This window comes from Xaviernesmea oryzae (assembly GCF_900109605.1).
Classification (GTDB): Bacteria; Pseudomonadota; Alphaproteobacteria; order Rhizobiales; family Rhizobiaceae; genus Xaviernesmea; species Xaviernesmea oryzae.
Map to the genome: position 1 here is coordinate 50,303 of NZ_FOAM01000017.1, position 17,077 is coordinate 67,379.

General features: G+C 59.8%; 18 protein-coding genes and 2 pseudogenes. 19 read left to right on the forward strand and 1 reads right to left on the reverse strand.

The genetic code is table 11. The features are described 5' to 3' along the window. Positions 1-2 precede the first annotated feature (2 nt). The 12 genes and pseudogenes from BMX61_RS19040 to BMX61_RS19085 all read left to right on the forward strand — a co-directional run bounded on the left by BMX61_RS19040 (position 3) and on the right by BMX61_RS19085 (position 10,163). Positions 3-1,139 (forward strand): acyl-CoA dehydrogenase family protein, encoded by a 1,137-nt coding sequence (locus tag BMX61_RS19040; protein WP_075628749.1) that lies wholly within the window; start codon positions 3-5, stop codon positions 1,137-1,139. 28 nt (positions 1,140-1,167) lie between these two features. Then, on the forward strand, positions 1,168-1,629 hold the full coding sequence (locus BMX61_RS19045) for a group II truncated hemoglobin (protein WP_075628748.1): 462 nt from the start codon (positions 1,168-1,170) through the stop codon (positions 1,627-1,629). 50 nt (positions 1,630-1,679) lie between these two features. Then, the gene (locus BMX61_RS19050) at positions 1,680-2,270 is read left to right on the forward strand and encodes a flavoprotein (protein ID WP_075628747.1); all 591 of its coding nucleotides are present in this window, start codon (positions 1,680-1,682) and stop codon (positions 2,268-2,270) included. A gap of 161 nt (positions 2,271-2,431) precedes the next feature. Continuing rightward, a complete protein-coding gene (locus tag BMX61_RS19055; protein WP_075628746.1) occupies positions 2,432-3,862 on the forward strand; it encodes an NAD(P)/FAD-dependent oxidoreductase in 1,431 nt (476 codons plus the stop codon). A gap of 319 nt (positions 3,863-4,181) precedes the next feature. Further along, positions 4,182-5,399, forward strand: coding sequence for a class I SAM-dependent methyltransferase (locus tag BMX61_RS24800; protein ID WP_234794744.1), 1,218 nt, complete (start codon positions 4,182-4,184; stop codon positions 5,397-5,399). Positions 5,400-5,458: 59 nt separating this feature from the next. Next, entirely contained in the window at positions 5,459-5,863 is a 405-nt protein-coding gene (locus BMX61_RS19065) for a RidA family protein (protein ID WP_075628744.1), read from the forward strand. A gap of 406 nt (positions 5,864-6,269) precedes the next feature. Beyond that, positions 6,270-6,644, forward strand: coding sequence for an IS66-like element accessory protein TnpA (tnpA, locus tag BMX61_RS19070; protein ID WP_075628743.1), 375 nt, complete (start codon positions 6,270-6,272; stop codon positions 6,642-6,644). After that, positions 6,641-6,988: an IS66 family insertion sequence element accessory protein TnpB gene (tnpB, locus tag BMX61_RS19075; protein ID WP_075628742.1), complete on the forward strand. Its 348-nt coding sequence runs from the start codon at positions 6,641-6,643 to the stop codon at positions 6,986-6,988. The genes tnpA and tnpB overlap by 4 nt, the downstream gene beginning before the upstream one ends. 204 nt (positions 6,989-7,192) lie before the next feature. After that, positions 7,193-7,303 (forward strand): annotated as a pseudogene (locus BMX61_RS25130) (IS66 family transposase); the annotation flags it as partial. Between the two features lie 82 nt (positions 7,304-7,385). Continuing rightward, positions 7,386-8,389: pseudogene (tnpC, locus tag BMX61_RS19080) on the forward strand (IS66 family transposase); the annotation flags it as partial. Between the two features lie 87 nt (positions 8,390-8,476). Then, positions 8,477-8,686 carry a transposase domain-containing protein gene (locus tag BMX61_RS25450; RefSeq protein ID WP_234794745.1) on the forward strand — a complete coding sequence of 70 codons (210 nt, stop codon included), beginning with the start codon at positions 8,477-8,479 and terminating at the stop codon, positions 8,684-8,686. 250 nt (positions 8,687-8,936) lie between these two features. Continuing rightward, a complete protein-coding gene (locus BMX61_RS19085) occupies positions 8,937-10,163 on the forward strand; it encodes a Cmx/CmrA family chloramphenicol efflux MFS transporter (protein ID WP_083639546.1) in 1,227 nt (408 codons plus the stop codon). 7 nt (positions 10,164-10,170) lie between these two features. On the opposite strand, the gene BMX61_RS19090 is transcribed toward BMX61_RS19085, so the two are convergent. Then, the gene (locus BMX61_RS19090) at positions 10,171-10,830 is read right to left on the reverse strand and encodes an ArsR/SmtB family transcription factor (RefSeq protein WP_075628739.1); all 660 of its coding nucleotides are present in this window, start codon (positions 10,828-10,830) and stop codon (positions 10,171-10,173) included. 70 nt (positions 10,831-10,900) lie between these two features. On the opposite strand from BMX61_RS19090, the gene BMX61_RS19095 reads away from it, so the two are divergent. The 7 genes from BMX61_RS19095 (at position 10,901) to trbJ (ending at position 17,066) form a co-directional block, all read left to right on the forward strand. Beyond that, a complete protein-coding gene (locus tag BMX61_RS19095; RefSeq protein ID WP_075628738.1) occupies positions 10,901-11,401 on the forward strand; it encodes a DUF2938 domain-containing protein in 501 nt (166 codons plus the stop codon). Between the two features lie 79 nt (positions 11,402-11,480). Then, positions 11,481-11,837, forward strand: coding sequence for a LysR family transcriptional regulator (locus BMX61_RS19100; protein ID WP_075628737.1), 357 nt, complete (start codon positions 11,481-11,483; stop codon positions 11,835-11,837). 415 nt (positions 11,838-12,252) lie between these two features. Next, positions 12,253-13,188: a P-type conjugative transfer ATPase TrbB gene (trbB, locus tag BMX61_RS19105; protein WP_075628736.1), complete on the forward strand. Its 936-nt coding sequence runs from the start codon at positions 12,253-12,255 to the stop codon at positions 13,186-13,188. Positions 13,189-13,244: 56 nt separating this feature from the next. Continuing rightward, positions 13,245-13,511 (forward strand): TrbC/VirB2 family type IV secretion system protein, encoded by a 267-nt coding sequence (locus BMX61_RS19110; protein ID WP_234794746.1) that lies wholly within the window; start codon positions 13,245-13,247, stop codon positions 13,509-13,511. Then, a complete protein-coding gene (locus BMX61_RS19115) occupies positions 13,511-13,792 on the forward strand; it encodes a VirB3 family type IV secretion system protein (protein ID WP_075628734.1) in 282 nt (93 codons plus the stop codon). Before BMX61_RS19110 ends, BMX61_RS19115 begins: the two co-directional genes overlap by 1 nt. A gap of 14 nt (positions 13,793-13,806) precedes the next feature. Then, entirely contained in the window at positions 13,807-16,305 is a 2,499-nt protein-coding gene (trbE, locus tag BMX61_RS19120; protein ID WP_075628733.1) for a conjugal transfer protein TrbE, read from the forward strand. Continuing rightward, on the forward strand, positions 16,302-17,066 hold the full coding sequence (gene trbJ / locus BMX61_RS19125) for a P-type conjugative transfer protein TrbJ (RefSeq protein ID WP_075628732.1): 765 nt from the start codon (positions 16,302-16,304) through the stop codon (positions 17,064-17,066). The genes trbE and trbJ overlap by 4 nt, the downstream gene beginning before the upstream one ends. Positions 17,067-17,077 lie beyond the last annotated feature (11 nt).

Below are 17,077 nucleotides of genomic sequence, written 5' to 3' on the forward strand. Positions count from 1 at the left end.
TCATGGATGCAACATCCGATCCGCTCAACATATTCCGCGCAACCTGTAAGGAATTCTTGATGCTGGAGGGGGCTCCTAACCAACAAGCCTGGGAAGATCAAGGGTTTGTCGATCGGAGCTTTTGGCGAAAAGCTGGCGAAGCAGGTTTGTTGGGCATCACTGCCCCGATCGAATTCGGTGGCCGCGGCATAACCGATTACAGATATTCGGCTGCCCTCACCGAGGAGCTTGTCCGAGCGGATGTATCTGCTCCGGGATTTGTGTCGCATAATGATGTTGTTGCAAGCTATATTTCAGCACTTGGCACATCATCACAAAAAGAACGTTGGCTGCCTGACTTGTGCAAGGGAAGAAAGATCGCTGCAATTGCAGTTACCGAGCATAGTGGCGGATCAAATACTGCCGAGATGCAGACAACCGCGCAGCCAGATGGAAGCAACTACATCGTAACTGGCGGTAAAGCGTACATCACAAACGGAATGCAAGCTGACCTGCTTGTCGTCGCCGTCAAAACACCTGGCGGTCCACAGGGAAGTGGAATTAGCTTGCTCGTCATCGATGGAGACGCGCCCGGGCTTTCGCGGGGGCAACTACACAAGAAGCTCGGATGGCACGCAAGCGATACTGCCGATCTGCGATTTTCGGAGTGTTTAGTTCCAAAAGAAAACCTTCTCGGACGGGTGAACCTAGGGAACATGCATTTTCTAGCAGCGATGCCCCGTGAACGTTTGAGCATATCGATTGTGGCTGTCACCACGGCCGAAGCGATCATGAACGTCACGCTCAACCATGTTCGGCAGCGAAAAGCTTTCGGGTCCCCCATAGGGTCGCTTCAGTATAATCGATTTGATCTTGCGCGCTTACATACGGAGATTTCAATATCTCGACTCTACGCAAATGCCTCGATCGAGAAGTTCAATAAAGGCGAGTTCAACACCATAGAAGCCGCACAGCTGAAACTATGGACGACCGAGATGCAGTTCAAGGTCGCAGACCGTTGCCTGCAGTTATTCGGAGCTGGCGGATATATGGCAAGCTCCGAAGTTGCAAGAAAATGGACGAACAGTCGGGTTCAAACAATCTATGGCGGAACTAGCGAGGTCATGCTCGAGATCATTAGCAAGTCTCTCAAGCTCTGAATGAAGCACTTGAAAAGGAGAATGTGAAATGACGAACGCACCGACGCTTTTCGACTGGATGGGCGGACGCGAAAAACTGAATGAGCTAATGAGCGTTTTCTATAGGAAAGTGGCAGCGGACGATCTTCTACAGCCTCTATTTCAACGGATGAAAGAAGAACATCCCGAACATGTTGGGATGTGGCTTGAAGAGGTGTTGGGAGGAGCGAAACGCTACACCGAACAACGCGGTGGCTTTAAAGCAATGATCCGCCAGCATCGCGGGCGGAAGATAGCGCCGGAACAACGCGCTCGTTGGGTTGCACTATTTTTTGAGAGCGTCGACGAAGTCGGCCTACCCACCGATCCTGAGTTTCGATCGGCGCTTGTCGCGTACATTGAGTGGGGGTCGCGGCGGGCAATGGCAAACTCCCAACCCGATGCACCCCCCTCTAAGCGTGAAACAATCAAGTTGTGGGGTTGGGGCGAAGCTCCTCCAGGCACTGACTGATTTCATGATGCGGCATTTTTGCTAGTCTATCATCACGCGGGGAGTGTTACATGTCAAAAGTAATCAACAAAGGCGCTGTGCCCGAGCGACACGTCCGACTTCTCGTGGGGGCTACTGGCTCTGTGGACATTATTCATCTGCCAGAATACCTGCGGCATATAAAAACAAGAATGTCATGCGAGATTAGCGTACTTATGACGCAAACCGCGACTCAGTTTCTGTCGCCCGATGTCGTAGCGCTTTGTGCGGACCGGGTCATCGCGGGTGAGCGGACTGCGGATTGGCCGAGCGACAAGCCATCGCGCCTCGTAGCCGATCATGACGTGCTTGTGGTTCTGCCGGCTACAGCGCACACGTTAGCGAGCATTGCGGGCGGAGCGGCTCCAAACAGACTGACGACAGTAGTCCTTGCAGCCACGTTCCCAGTTATCCTCTTTCCCGTGATGGGGGCCGCAATGTGGAAGAAGGCGGCTGTCATGCGCAATGTTCAGCAAATCAAAACCGATGGGTATGTGGTTGCCGAGCCTGTTTGGCGCCAAAATTTTGATTTCTCGCTCGGCCAAAATGTCGAGCATCCCTCGCTTCCGACACCGGAAGATGTGGCTCTGCTCATTATGAAATGCGCTGCGGTAACCGCGTAAGCAATCACCTTACAACGTGATCGACTGGCCGTGTGCCACCACGGGGCAATCAAACCTTCCCACCTAAACCGCTTAGTCGTCGAACGAGATCCGCCAGCTCAACTAATGCGCTCTTTCATTCAATCACTCGCTTGATAAAGCGAGAAAACGGGAGATGAGAAATGCAGTTTGACGTTTTGGTCATCGGCAATGGCGCGATCGGTAGCTCGATCGCCTACGAACTCGCTAGCCGGGGTGCGACAGTCTGCCGATTAGGTACATCTGAGCGCCTAGGCGCTGCGTCGAAAGCAGCTGGCGCAATGAATGGATGCTTTGGTGAGGTTACTAGCGGCCTGATCGCGAGCGAGCACGGAAGGAAGAAGGTCAAGTTAGACTATCTTGCGAGTCGGCTGTGGCCGAACTGGATTGAACGATTAAAGGCCGAGACTGGCAGAGACGATGAGTTGGTCGTTGCAAAGGGCACCCATGTTGTCCTCAACACCGCAGGCACTCACGACATTGATACAGTGAACCTTGAGGCTATAAAAGCCACGATAGAGTCTTACGGGGAGAACTATGTATCTTCTGATCTTACTAAAATACGGGGATTGAAACCGAACGATTTAGTGAGGCCTCTTCAAGGTATCTATATACCGGACGAGCACGCGGTCGACTCCTCGCTGCTTATTAAGCTTCTTGACGACGCCGCGCATAAGCGAGGCGTTCATATTATGGATGAGAATGCGGACCATATTTTGGTCGAAGGAAAGTCCGCTGTAGGCGCTATAACTGCGAGCGGACAGAGAATTGATGCCAGGCACGTTGTGATAGCGGCTGGCGTTAGTTCCATAGATCTGCTTCCGCGCGATTCAGTGGATGTTGACCGGATACCGCCAATGTTCGCTGGAAATGGTGTGTCGATACTCCTCCGCTTGCAAAATCCGGAGGACTTGCCGGACGCAGTGATTCGAACCCCGAATCGTGCATTTGCCTGCGGTCTGCATTGCGTCCCGCGGTCCGACGGCACGCTCTACATCGGCGCAACGAACATCTTGAAAAATCTTCCGAGATTCGAAGCGTCCGTATCCGATGTACAATTTTTATTAGAATGCGCTGTCGAGCAGATCAATCGATCGCTCTACTTTTCTGAAATCGCTGCAGTGCAAGTCGGAAATAGACCGATTCCGGCAGATGGGTTCCCTCTGATCGGGGAGTGTGGCCTTTTAGGTCTTTGGCTGGTCTCGGGAACCTATCGAGACGGGTTGCATCAGTCTCCTTTGCTCGCGAACTACATGGCTAACGCCATTGCTGGAACTGCGCAGAGCGACATTGATCTTTCTGAGTTCCAGCCGATCCGTGCGCCCTTACAGGGTCTTTCTCGCTCAAGCATGCCAGCTGAAACAATGTCCCAAATGATGGGAATGGGTTTCGAGACGATGTGGAATATCAAGGCAAACTGGAATAGCGAAATCGAGTCCGCGCTATTGGCCAAGTACACTAGGGTCGTAGATGAACTTCACACCGAGTATACGCCACCGCCGGAAGTCGTCGCTTTCTCTCAGTTTAATCCGGCTATCACCAATAGGCTCCGGCACTACTACTCACAGTGGTAGCCTGGCGCTGACAGTATTTTACTTGCGAATGCAGAACCTGCGATCGGGCTTCTCCTTAGCAATGGAGGAATATATGGTAGACCGAACTATTCTCGATGATTGCGTAAGGACCTTGCGCGATTGCCGGACCGCCGCGGAGAGCGCGACTGAAGCGATGTTGCGTCGAATGCCGTTCCTTGAGGTCGCGATTTCGGAGCGGGAACCGGCGGACGCGGATCATGCTTTCCCAAGGGTGGTCGCTGATACGTCGTGGAGGCGCGCCGACGATTTACCCCCTGACGTTTGCGCGACACCTGGCGGCACAGCGCTCAGCCACTGCATGAGATCGGCGGCGACTGACCAATTTGGAAGAAAGATATGGCAACTAGCGATCGATAAAATAGCTGCGAGATCCAACGTGGATCGCACCGATCGCGCCGCTGTTCGGTTGATGCACGACTCGGTTCCTGATCTTAACGATCCAGCTCAGGACGTGGAGACGATACGGCTGCTTTGTGAGTCACCTGGGACCTTATTCCGGCGCACGCTAGCAAGGAGGCTTTCGGTCTTGGATCGTCGCTTCCGCTCATATGATGGCTGGCGCGAAAATTCAGCTGCAAAACTTGTGCATATACCGAGTCATGAAATATCCCAGCAGGATATCATGCGCTTGCTGTGGGACGTCGAGGTCATTTTTGCGATCATGGATGGTCGCGAGAGCGAATACGATGCAAATACAAGTCTCGCGGCTTTGAAGAAAGCCGTGATACCGGAGGTAGGTTTCGCGAACGGCATCACCGCCGAATACCTCGACGTAACAATTCCTTCGACGGGTGAGTTATCGATCAAATTTCGGCGTGAGGATCTTCTGGAAAAGATTCTTGATGTTCTCGCGGATCATTATGGAGCTCCTGCCCCTGAAGAAGGGATCAAAGATACGGATAACCTTTATGCCCCGACACGTTCTCACGCGAAAAATTTGGGCTTTTTTCCAACTCCACCAGATATCGCCTCAACCATTATTCAACACTCGTCGATTTTCCGACGTTCGCAGGGCGATTCCTTGCGTGTCCTCGAGCCCAGCGCTGGAGCAGGTCACCTCGCTCGGGAGGCAGTTCAAGCGGGGGCTATGGTGGATTGTGTCGAGTTGGATGCAGACCGCTGCGCCCAGCTGCGGGCCGCCGGTCTCTACCGCATGATCAGAGAGTCAGACTTTCTCGACGTGAACCCGGAAGAGACTGGTCTCTATGATAGAGTCATTATGAACCCGCCGTTCGATCACCAGCGTGATATCGACCACGTGATGCATGCGATACGCTTTCTTAAACCAGACGGCCTTTTGGTTTCCGTTATGTCGCCTGGAACTGAATATCGTTCAACCCAGAAGGCAACGGCTTTTCGCAGATACGTCGCCGACCTGAACGGATACTGGCTTGATCTACCAGAAGAGTCGTTTGTGCTCTCAGGGTCCTATAGCAATACAATTCTCCTTAATCTTTGGCGCGACGGACGTGCATATTTCTCGAACACAAAGACTGCGAACTTCGTCCGACCTTGAAGCGCAATGTTGCACACCATTGTCGTGATAGCGGTCTCTCGGTTTAAAGGATGGAAAAAATGAAACGGGAAATTATCAATCCGCCAGCACTTTTTGAATCCACTCGTCATGGCTTTTCCCAAGCTGCCATTCATGGCGGTGATCGGAAGATCGTATACATAGCTGGGCAAGTTGCATTTTCACCTGATCAGCAGGTGATCGGTAAGGATGACCTGGTGGTGCAAGCTCGAGAAGCCTTCAAAAATCTACGCCGAATGCTCGCTGAGGTTGGAGCAGAGCCCGGAGATGTGGTGCGATTGCGGACCTATGTTGTGAATCACTCTTTAGAGAAGCTCGCTCCCGTCACTGCGGCCATCCTCGAATTTTATGAAGGCGCAATCCCTGCACCTAATACCTTCATCGGAGTACAGTCGCTCGCTTTGCCCGACTTCCTAATCGAAGTCGAGGCAACCGCGGTAATTTAACAAGGCACGTTAACGGGTGCGGTTGCCGACTGCATAGGTGATCGGCTCCCTCGACCGCGCGCGAACTTGATCCTCGGCTGCGCAGCCAATTGCCAATCGATCCTGCCAGTGTCGCTTCGATCAGCTGCGTAATCCGGTTTTTCTCGACTAGGTCGTCGGCGAGACCGTTGGGCAGATTGTGCGTCTGCCCGACGGTCTACGCGTTCTGGCGTGCGCTCTCATACGGCGCGCCAGTACATCACCACATCGTGGCTTTGGTCGCCTCAACCACCGATTGCTTCTTCACACCAGAAGATGCTGGAAGCTTGGTAAGCGCTCGGTGACAGCCGCCTTGTGCGGGTAGTGCTTTGCTCTGGATACAGGACTTGGCGTCGGATGGCGCTGTATCGGCCCTGTGTCTGGACCTATGACCCATCCTCCTCACATCGTTGTCGCCAGCACGCGCCGCACGTGGTCGCCCGAGCAGAAGCGCGCCATCCTGGCCGAGGCGGACGATCCCGCCACAACCGCCTCGGCGGTGGCGCGTCGGCACGGTCTGCATTCCAGCCTACTGTTTGGCTGGCGGCGCGCCGTTCTGGTCGAGCGGCAGACCCGGGCGGCGTCCGCCGAGCCAACCTTCGTCCCATTCGCGCTGCCGCCTCCCGCCGCTACAGCCGCCGAGCGGCCGGGCGGGTCGGGCGTCATCGCGATCGAGTTGGCCGGTGGTCACCGACTGCGGGCCGAGGCCGGGGCGGATCTGACGCTCCTGCAAGGAATGATCGCCGCCCTGCTCGGTCGATGATCCCGGTCCCCTCCCGCTCGCGGGTGTGGCTGGCGACCGGGCACACTGACATGCGCAAGGGCTTCGACGGGTTGGCCGCGCTCGTGCAGGATCATCTGGCGCGCGATCCGTTCTCCGGACAGGCCTTCGTGTTCCCCGGGCGGCAGGGTCACCTGATCAAGGTGCTGTGGTGGGATGGCCAGGGCCTGTGCCTGTTCGCCAAGCGCCTTGAGAAGGGCCGCTTCGTATGGCCGGCCACCGCCGGGGCCGCGGCCGCGCTGACGCCGACCCAGCTCGCGATGCTGCTGGAGGGCATCGACTGGCGCACGCCGCTGCGCACCGACCGGCCGAGGATCGCCGGCTGAGGCGGGAGACTATCGAGGAGACGGAGACCAGGGCCGTGGATGTGGCGGACCCCGTCGACACGGCTTAAGTTGTTGGTGTGGCTCTCGATCCTGCCCTGCTGCCTGACGACGTCGACGCGCTCAAGCGTCTGATCGTCGGCATGGTGCGTGAGGCGGTTCGGGCCGATACCCTGATCGAGAAGCTGCGCTTTCGAACTCGACCGGCTGAAGCGGGCGCGGTTCGGCGCGTCATCCGAGAAGCTCGGGGAGCGCGTCGAGCAGCTCGAACTGGCGATCGAGGCGCTGGAGACCGACCAGGCCGAACGTCTGGCCCCCACGCCGGCGGTCGCCGAGGCGATGGAGACCGCGCCTCAGGCCGGCCCGGCGGGCCTTGCCCGAGCACCTGCCGCGCGAGAGCGTGATCCATGCCGGCCCCTGCGCCTGCCCGGCCTGCGGCGGGGCGCTACGTCGGATCGGCGCGGACGTGACCGAGAGCCTCGATTACGTGCCCGGCCGGTTCAAGGTTGTGCGCCACGTGCGCGAGGCCTTTGCCGGCCGCGCCTGCGAGCAGGTGGTGCAGGCGCCTGCGCCCCACCACGCCGTTCCCTGCGGACGGGCCGGCCCCGGGCTGCTCGCCCACATCGCGGTGGCGAAGTTCGATGACCACCTGCCGCTCTACCGCCAAGCCGAGATCTATGCCCGTGATGGCGTGGGCTTGGCCAGCTCGACGCTCTCGGGCTGGCTGGGCGCGACCGCGACCACCCTGATGCCGCTGGTCGACCTCCTGCGCCGGGAGGTGATCGCCGGCTCGGCCGTCCTGCACGGCGACGACACGCCGATCCCGGTGCTGGCTCCGGGGCACCGGCAAGACCCGGACCGGACGGCTCTGGACCTACGTGCGCGACGAGCGTCCCCATGGGGGCACCCGTCCGCCAGCGGCGGTGTTCTTCGCCTCGCCCGCCGCCGGGGCGAGCGCCCGCTGGCGCACCTGGCAGGCTTCTCCGGCGTGCTGGTGGCCGATGGCTATGCCGGCTTCAAAGGGCTCTACGAGAAAGCCCGACTGGGCGGCGCGCTGACGGAGGCGGCCTGCTGGGCGCATGTGCGGCGCAAGATCTTCGACGTGTATGCCGCGACCGGCTCGGTGCTCGCCGCGGAGGCGCTGGCGCGGATCGGCGCGCTCTACGGGATCGAACGCGGCCTGCACGGCAAGCCGCCCGACGCCCGCAGCCGTGAACGACAGGCCCGCACGAAGCCGCTGGCGGCGGCGCTGAAGGTTTGGGCGGAAAAAGCCTGACCCAGCTGCCGGGTCGGTCCGAGCTGGCCAAGGCGCTGCGTTACATGCTGGCGCCCTGGCCGGCGCTCACCCGTGCCTTCGACGACGGGCGCATCGCGCTCAACAACAACGCGGCCGAACGGGCTCTGCACGGCGTCGCGGTCGGGCGCAAGAACTACCTGTTCGCCGGATCCGACCTTGGGGCCGAGCGCGCGGCCGCGTTCTACACGCTGATCGTGACAGCCAAGCTGAACCGGCTCGATCCCGAAGCCTATCTGCGCGACGTGCTCACGCGTATCGCCGATCATCCGGCCAAGCGATTGGCCGACCTGCTGCCCTGGAACTGGACGTCCTCCCCAGCAGCCGCCCGACCAGCCGGCCCATCACCGAGCGGTTACGAAGCTTGCGAGGGTGGGGTTCGAGTACTTGCTTATTTCGGGGTCTGAAAACGCGCTGCTTCGTAGGGTCACCTTGTGCCTTGAGGGACGTTGCGGATGGGCTGGCGGTGACGACAGAGAAGGGCAGGCCAAGCCTTGTCGGGCAACGCTCAGCGATCTGGCGAGGGGCACGAGGCGAAGGCGACGCTCGACGCCACCAACGGTCTATCAATCGATCAAGAAAACAATTGAATGTTTGGCGCCGGTATGCGAGGAATCGGTACCCTTCGGTAGGGCGATTTCTTCAAAGGAGAATTCTATGCCAGACAGCAGTCATGCCGACGCGACCGTTCTCGGACGGGTAACAAGCCCAAATCAGGCGCACAAAACGATCCCCATAGGGGTCTACATTCTGGCAGCTAGCTTGTTTACTATGGGCAGCGCCGAGTTCTTGATGGGCGGCATCTTACCGCAAATTTCGTCTGACCTTCAGATCAGTCTGCCAAAGGCGGGAACACTTATCTCCGCATTCGCAATTGGAGCGCTCATAGGTGCGCCGCCGCTTGCACTTATGACGCTTCGATGGTCAAGGCGTACCACATTGTTTGCTAGTCAAATCGCCTTTGTCCTAGCGACCGTGACAGGAATGCTCATCAACGGATTTGAGGTCCTGATCGCGACCCGCGTCGTCATGGGGCTGTCTTATGCGTGCTTCTGGGCGGCGGCCGCAGCGACCGCCGTTCAACTTGCCCCTGAGGATCGCAAAGCGAAATCATTGTCGATTGTAGTGAGCGGGCTGACCGTCGCCATGATCGTGGGGGGGCCAGCTGGGACCTACATCAGCGAAATTGCTGGTTGGCGGGCCGGCTTCTGGGCAGTCGCCATGGCAACAGTGCTGTCTTCGTTCGCGGTGCTTGCAACAATACCTGAAGGTCACGCAAGCAGCGGCGCTCGACCGGATGCGCGCTCGGAACTCCGTGCGATGGGACGTCCCGCATTGTGGATGGCTTATGCGACAACCGCTCTGACGACAGCGGCATATATGGGAACCTTTGGTTACTTAGGTGCCATGCTCATCGAAATAGCTCACATTCCGCCCGCTTGGCTGCCCCCAGTGTTCGCGCTCTTCGGTGTAGGTGCTTTTATTGGTCTGACCATAGGTGGGAGAACTGCTGACGCTCATCCATTGTTGACGCTCACTGCGGGTGTCATAATGATAGCTTTGGTATCTATCAGTCTTACCTATTTCGCTTCGTCTCTCATTATTATGATCCCCCTGATTTTCCTTCTGGGGGTCGCGGGATTCGTTTTGAATCCAGCTGTCTGGGGTCGCGTTTATGTTATTGCGCCCGATGCTCCTACGTTGGTTGGGGCCACGAACTCATCTGCCTTTCAGCTTGGACTGACACTCGCACCACTGCTGTCAGGCTTTGCAATCGCGGAAGGCTTTGGCTTGCCGTCTATCGGGTGGGTTGGCGCTGCGCTTGCGGTCGCGGGTCTCGCGACGGCACTCGTCGATCGGTCGCTCGCCAGATCGAGCGTTTGACTTCAGACTAAGTCTCAACGTCGAGGCCGGCGGCCTTCCATTCGGGAAAGCCGGCGGCTAGACGACGCACCTTAAAGCCCTTCATGTTAAGCAATTCCGCAGCTTTTGTCGATAGTACGCAATAGGGTCCTCGACAGTAAGCGACGACCTCTTTATCGCTTGGCAATTCAAGCATTCTCTTCTCCAATTCATCTGTCGGTATATTCAGCGCGCTTGGCAAATGTCCAAGCGCGTACTCCTCGCTCGATCGAACGTCAAGCAAGGTAACTTGTCCATTCATCATTCTGTCTAATAATTCAGTGTAGGTTATAGAATCGAGCCGGTTGGCGGCCGCGCTAGGGTCTGCAATTAAGTCACGAATTTCTCTTCTGGTGTGTTCTGCGTAGGCTCTCAAAGAAGATAGGACGTTTTCTATCGGGCCAGTCCCGAGGCGGTAGAGTACCCGCTTGCCGTCGCGCCTAGTTTCTACAAAGGCGGCACGCCGTAAATGTTGAAGGTGCTGTGAGGTGTTTGCGATTGTCAGGCCGGTAAGCTCGGCGAGACGTTCAACAGGGCGTTCACCCTGGGCGATGTGCTCTAAGAGCATCAATCGATGAGCGTGTCCGAGGACGCGTGCGAACTCGGCGAGCTCGGTGAACAGATGGGTGTGTGGATCGAAGTTTGACATTGACAAGGAACTACCATTTCGCGATCATTCAAGCAAACGTTGAAATGAGCTAAATGCGACGGAGGTGGGTATGGCAGGCTCGGTTTCGCGGGAAATCATCGCTGCGGTTGTGGTAGGTGCCGGGGCTACGGTCGTTATGGATCTATGGGCGGCCTTTCAACGCCACGTGTTCAGTATCCCGTCGCTCAACTACGCAATGGTTGGTCGATGGCTAGGGCATCTCCCGCGTGGCCATTTCGTCCATGACTCGATCGGAAAAGCAGAACCGATCAAGTATGAAGCAGCAATCGGTTGGATCTTTCATTATATTGTTGGGATCGCATTTGCGTTGCTACTTGTCTTCGTCTGGGGTGAGGAATGGCTAACTCAGCCTTCATTCTTGCCCGCGGCTATAATCGGTATAGGTAGCGTGGTCGCTCCATTCTTCATCATGCAGCCTGGTTTGGGTGCAGGCATTTTGGCGTCACGTACACCAAATCCTTGGCTTTCCCGCTTTCGAAGCATTGTTGCACATACCTCCTTTGCAATCGGCCTGTATTTGGCTGGACTGCTAGTCTCTTTAATGTATTGATGGGGATTTACTCTGCGCTTCATTTGTTGAGGTGGTCTAGGAACGCGCTAAAGTATTAACTTGAGAATCATGAGGCATCATGGTTGGAATACAGTTTAGCGCTATTACCCACAAGCATATGCTATATGCTGTTGCTGCCGTCGAGGCTGGAAGCTTTCGTCAAGCGGCCGTTCGCTTGCACGTCCGTGAGTCGACTATCAGCCGAAAAATTCGAGACCTTGAGGCTGCCATAGGTGCTTCGATATTTATCCGATTACGGTCGGGTGTCGAGCTGACGGATGCTGGCGCCATTTTTGTATCCCTGGCGCGTAAAGCACTTACGTCGTTCGATGCAGCTTTGAGAATGCAGATTTCAGAATCAGGATTCAAATTTAAGATGGTTGAAGCCAATTGTATTTTACTGGACGGTAATTGGATTATTGCGCGGGCGCCTTGATGATATCCGATTAAACTGACTCGCAGAGCTTAAACGACGAGTCCAATCCATGTTATTGTAGTTAAAAAACCGAGCGGTTCCCTCTTAAATCCTCCGATAAATCTAGATCGCCGATGCGTGCCAGCGTCGACGTGACATCGTGCGTTCAGCGGCCCTATAAATAATCTTCCGGCAATCTCTAAGCACTCCGAGACCTAAAGCGAATTGGCATGTTTTTGTCCTTACGGGACGTCGTCGCCGATCATACTATTGTTTGCGATATTGCACTACTACGATAAAAAACTCTTGAAACGGTTTGTCTGAGGCCTTTTTTACTTAACCTCGATCCCGGAAGCCATGAAGCGCGTCCGGCAGATGCGGGGTAGTTTGCGTGCTTCATAGCCGACCATCGGAAGCGAAAGAGCGCGGCGCGCGCATGCTGCGCACGGCGCTTGGCCTTGCCATCGCGCGATTCTTAGAGGACCCCGCCGTCGTCGAGGTGATGCTGAACCCGGACGGGCGCATCTGGATCGACCGCCTCTCCGAAGGACTGTCCGACACGGGCGAGCATCTGTCGCCCGCTGACGGCGAACGCATCGTGCGGCTGGTCGCGCACCATGTCGGCGCGGAAGTCCATCCCGGTGCCCCGCGGGTCTCAGCCGAACTGCCCGAGACGGGAGAGCGGTTCGAAGGTCTGCTGCCGCCCGTCGTCTCTGCGCCCGCCTTCGCCATCCGCAAGCCTGCCGTCGCCGTCTTCACCCTCGACGACTATGCCAACAACGGCATCATGAGCTTTGCCCAGGCGGCGTTGCTGCGCCTCGCCGTCACCCAGCGCCGTAACATCCTCGTCGCCGGCGGCACCTCGACCGGCAAGACCACGCTCACCAATGCCCTGCTTGCCGAGGTGGCGAGGACGTCCGATCGCGTCATCATCATCGAGGACACGCGCGAACTGCAATGCGCCGCGCCCAATCTCGTCGCCATGCGCACCAAGGACGGCGTCGCCTCGCTCTCCGATCTCGTCCGCTCCTCCCTTCGCCTGCGCCCCGATCGCATCCCGATCGGCGAGGTGCGTGGGCCTGAGGCCCTCGACCTTCTGAAGGCGTGGGGCACCGGCCATCCCGGCGGCATCGGCACGATCCACGCCGGCAGTGCCATCGGCGCGCTCCGCCGCATGGAGCAACTCATTCAGGAAGCCGTCGTCACGGTGCCCCGAGCCTTGATCGCCGAGACGATCGACCTCGTGGCCGTGCTCTCCGGCCGAGGCGCGCAGCGCCGCCTGACCGAACTTGCGCGCATCGAAGGTCTCGATCCGCAAGGCGACTACCGCGTCACCCCCGCAACCTCTGTCCAGCCTGGAGAGCATCCATGATCCATCACACCGTTTTCCGTCGCAGACTCGCGTCCGCTCCCATTCTCGCCATCGGGATGCTGGCGAGCGCGCCCGCATGGGCGTCCGGCTCGTCCATGCCGTGGGAAGCGCCGCTCCAGTCCATCCTCCAGTCGATTGAGGGTCCGGTCGCCAAGATCGTCGCGGTGATCATCATCATCTCGACCGGCCTGGCACTTGCCTTCGGCGACACGTCCGGCGGCTTCCGCCGGCTGATCCAGATCGTCTTCGGGCTGTCGATCGCCTTTGCGGCGTCGAGCTTCTTCCTGTCGTTCTTCTCGTTCGGCGGCGGGGCGCTGGTCTGATGGTGGGCGCCGTCGATCAGGGCGCGGACGTGCCCGGCTACACCGTGCCGCTGCATCGCTCGCTCGCCGAGCCGATCCTGCTCGGCGGCGCGCCCCGCGCCATCGCAATCATGAACGGGACACTCGCCGGCGCCGTGGGCCTCGGCCTGCGGCTCTGGCTGGTTGGCCTCGCCATCTGGGCGATCGGGCACTTCACGGCTGTGTGGGCCGCCAAGCGCGACCCGCTCTTCGTCGAGGTTGGCCGCCGTCATCTGCGCATCCCCGCGCATCTCGCGGTCTGAGGGGTGCGTCAGCGATGATGAACCTCGCCGAATATCACAACAGGAATGCAAGGCTCGCCGACTTCCTGCCCTGGGTGGCATTGGTCGGCGCCGGCATCGTGCTGAACAAGGACGGCAGCTTCCAGCGCACGGCACGGTTTCGCGGTCCCGATCTCGACAGCGCCGTCCCTGCCGAGCTGGTCGCCGTTGCCGGTCGTCTCAACAACGCCTTTAGGCGTCTCGGCTCCGGCTGGGCGATCTTCGTCGAAGCCCAGCGTCATCCGGCCGCGACCTATCCGAACAGCCTCTTCCCGGACTCGGCTTCGGCGCTGGTTGATGCCGAGCGCAAGGCCGACTTTGAGGAGGCAGGCAGCCACTTCGAGTCCAGCTACTTCCTGACCTTTACCTATCTGCCGCCGGCCGAGGACGCTGCCCGCGCCGAGACCTGGCTCTATGAGGGCCGCGAGACCGCCGGCGTCGACGGCCATGAGGTGATGACGACCTTTGCCGATCGTACCGACCGGCTGCTGCGGCTGATCGAAGCCTTCATGCCGGAATGCCGCTGGCTCGATGATGGCGAGACGCTGACTTACCTGCATGGCTGCGTCTCGACGCACCGGCATCGTGTCCGGGTGCCGGAGACGCCGATGTACCTCGACGCGCTCATCGCCGACCAGCCGCTGAGCGGCGGGTTGGAGCCGCGCCTCGGCAGTCAGCACCTGCGCGTCCTCACCATCACCGGCTTTCCGACCGCGACGACGCCCGGCCTGCTCGACGAGCTGAACCGGCTGGCCTTCCCGTACCGCTGGTCCACCCGCGCCATCCTGCTCGACAAGACCGACGCAGTGAGGCTGCTGACAAAGATCCGCCGGCAATGGTTCGCCAAGCGCAAGTCGATCGCTGCGATCCTCAAGGAGGTGATGACCAACGAAGCCTCGGCGCTGGTCGACACCGACGCGTCGAACAAGGCGGCGGACGCCGATCTCGCCCTCCAGGAACTCGGCGCCGATTATGCCGGCATCGCCTATGTCACCGCCACGGTGACCGTGTGGGACGCCGATCCGCGCATTGCCGACGAGAAGCTGCGGCTGGTCGAGAAGGTCATTCAGGGCCGCGATTTCACCGCCATGGCCGAGACCATCAACGCGGTGGACGCCTGGCTCGGCAGCTTGCCCGGCCATGTCTACGCCAATGTGCGGCAGCCTCCGATCTCCACGCTCAATCTCGCCCATATGATCCCGCTTTCAGCGGTGTGGGCGGGGCCGGAACGGGACGAGCATTTCGGCGCTCCCCCCTTGCTGTACGGCAAGACCGAGGGCTCGACCCCGTTCCGGTTTTCCCTTCACGTCGGCGATGTCGGTCATACGCTCGTCGTCGGCCCCACCGGCGCGGGCAAGTCCGTGCTGTTGGCGCTGATGGCGCTCCAATTCCGGCGCTACCGCGGGGCACAGGTCTTCGCCTTCGACTTCGGCGGCTCGATCCGCGCCGCGGCGCTCGCCATGCGTGGCGACTGGCACGACCTCGGCGGCGGACTGACGGATGGTTCGCAAACCTCCGTTTCGTTGCAGCCTCTCGCCCGCGTCGACGACACCTCTGAGCGCGCCTGGGCCGCAGACTGGATCGTCGCGATCCTGATCCGTGAAGGCGTGGCGATCACCCCGGAGGTGAAGGAGCACATCTGGACGGCTTTGACCTCGCTGGCCTCCGCGCCGATCGACGAGCGCACCATCACCGGCCTTTGCGTGTTGCTCGCCTCGAACGACCTGAAGCAGGCGCTGCGGCCCTATTGCGTCGGCGGCGCATGGGGCAGGCTGCTCGATGCCGAGAGCGAGCAGCTTGGCACTGCCACCGTCCAGGCGTTCGAGACGGAAGGGCTCATCGGCACCGACGCCGGGCCCGCCGTGCTCGCCTACCTCTTCCACCGGATAGAGGACCGGCTCGACGGCTCGCCGACGCTCATCATCGTCGATGAAGGCTGGCTCGCGCTCGATGACGAAGGCTTCGCCGGGCAGCTTCGTGAGTGGCTGAAGACGCTGCGCAAGAAGAACGCCAGCGTCATCTTCGCCACGCAGTCGCTATCAGACATCGACGGATCGGCCATCGCGCCCGCGATCATCGAGAGCTGCCAGACTCGGTTGCTGCTACCGAATGAACGCGCGATCGAGCCGCAGATTACCGCCATCTACCGCCGCTTCGGCCTCAACGATCGCCAGATCGAGATCCTCGCGCGGGCGATGCCGAAGCGCGACTATTACTGCCAGTCGCGGCGCGGCAACCGGCTGTTCGAGCTGGGTCTGTCGGAGGTGGCGCTGGCGCTCTGCGCGGCGTCCTCGCGCCAGCACCAGGCGCTGATCGCCGAGGTCCATGCCCGCTCGGGCACCGACCGCTTCCTCTACGAATGGCTCTGCGAGAACCGTCTCGCCTGGGCGGCCGACATGATCGGCGACCTCACCAATGTCGATCCCGGCGCCACCGGCCCGTCGATCGCGCCATTCCCCCTTCCATCCACCACTCCCGAGGAGACCAATCCATGATCCGCGTCCATTCCTGCGCGCGGGGCGCCCGCTTCGCCATGGCCCTGCTCACCGCGCCCGTCGCGCTCGCGCCCATGCTGGCGACGCCGGCGCACGCCATCATCGTGTTCGATCCGTCGAACTATGCGCAGAACGTCATCCAGGCGGCCCGCGCGCTCCAGCAGATCACCAACCAGATCACCTCGCTGCAGAACGAGGCACAGATGCTGGTCAACCAGGCCCGCAACCTCGCGAGCCTGCCCACTTCCTCGCTCCAGCAACTCCAGCAGTCCGTCCGCCGAACCCAGCAGCTTCTGCAACAGGCGCAGAACATCGCCTACGACGTCCAGCAAATCGACCGGGCCTTCCAGACCAAATACGGCAATGCCTCCCTGACGGCGACCGATCGCCAGCTCGTTCAGGACGCCCGCTCGCGCTGGCAGAACACCGTCGGCGGTCTTCAGGACGCGATGAAGGTGCAGGCCACCGTCGTCGGCAACATCGACACCAACCGCACGGAGATGTCGCGGCTCGTCACGGCCAGCCAAGGCGCGACCGGCGCGTTGCAGGCGACCCAGGCCGGCAACCAGCTTCTCGCGCTCCAGGCGCAGCAACTCGCGGACCTGACCGCCGTCGTTGCCGCCAACGGCCGGGCGCAGGCGCTGCGCGACGCCGAGCAGGCCGCCGCGGCCGACCAAGGCCGCGAGCAGCGCCGACGCTTCCTGACGCCCGGTGCGGGCTACCAGCCCGGCAACGCGCAGATGTTCCACGGCAGCAACTGAGGGGGGCGGCG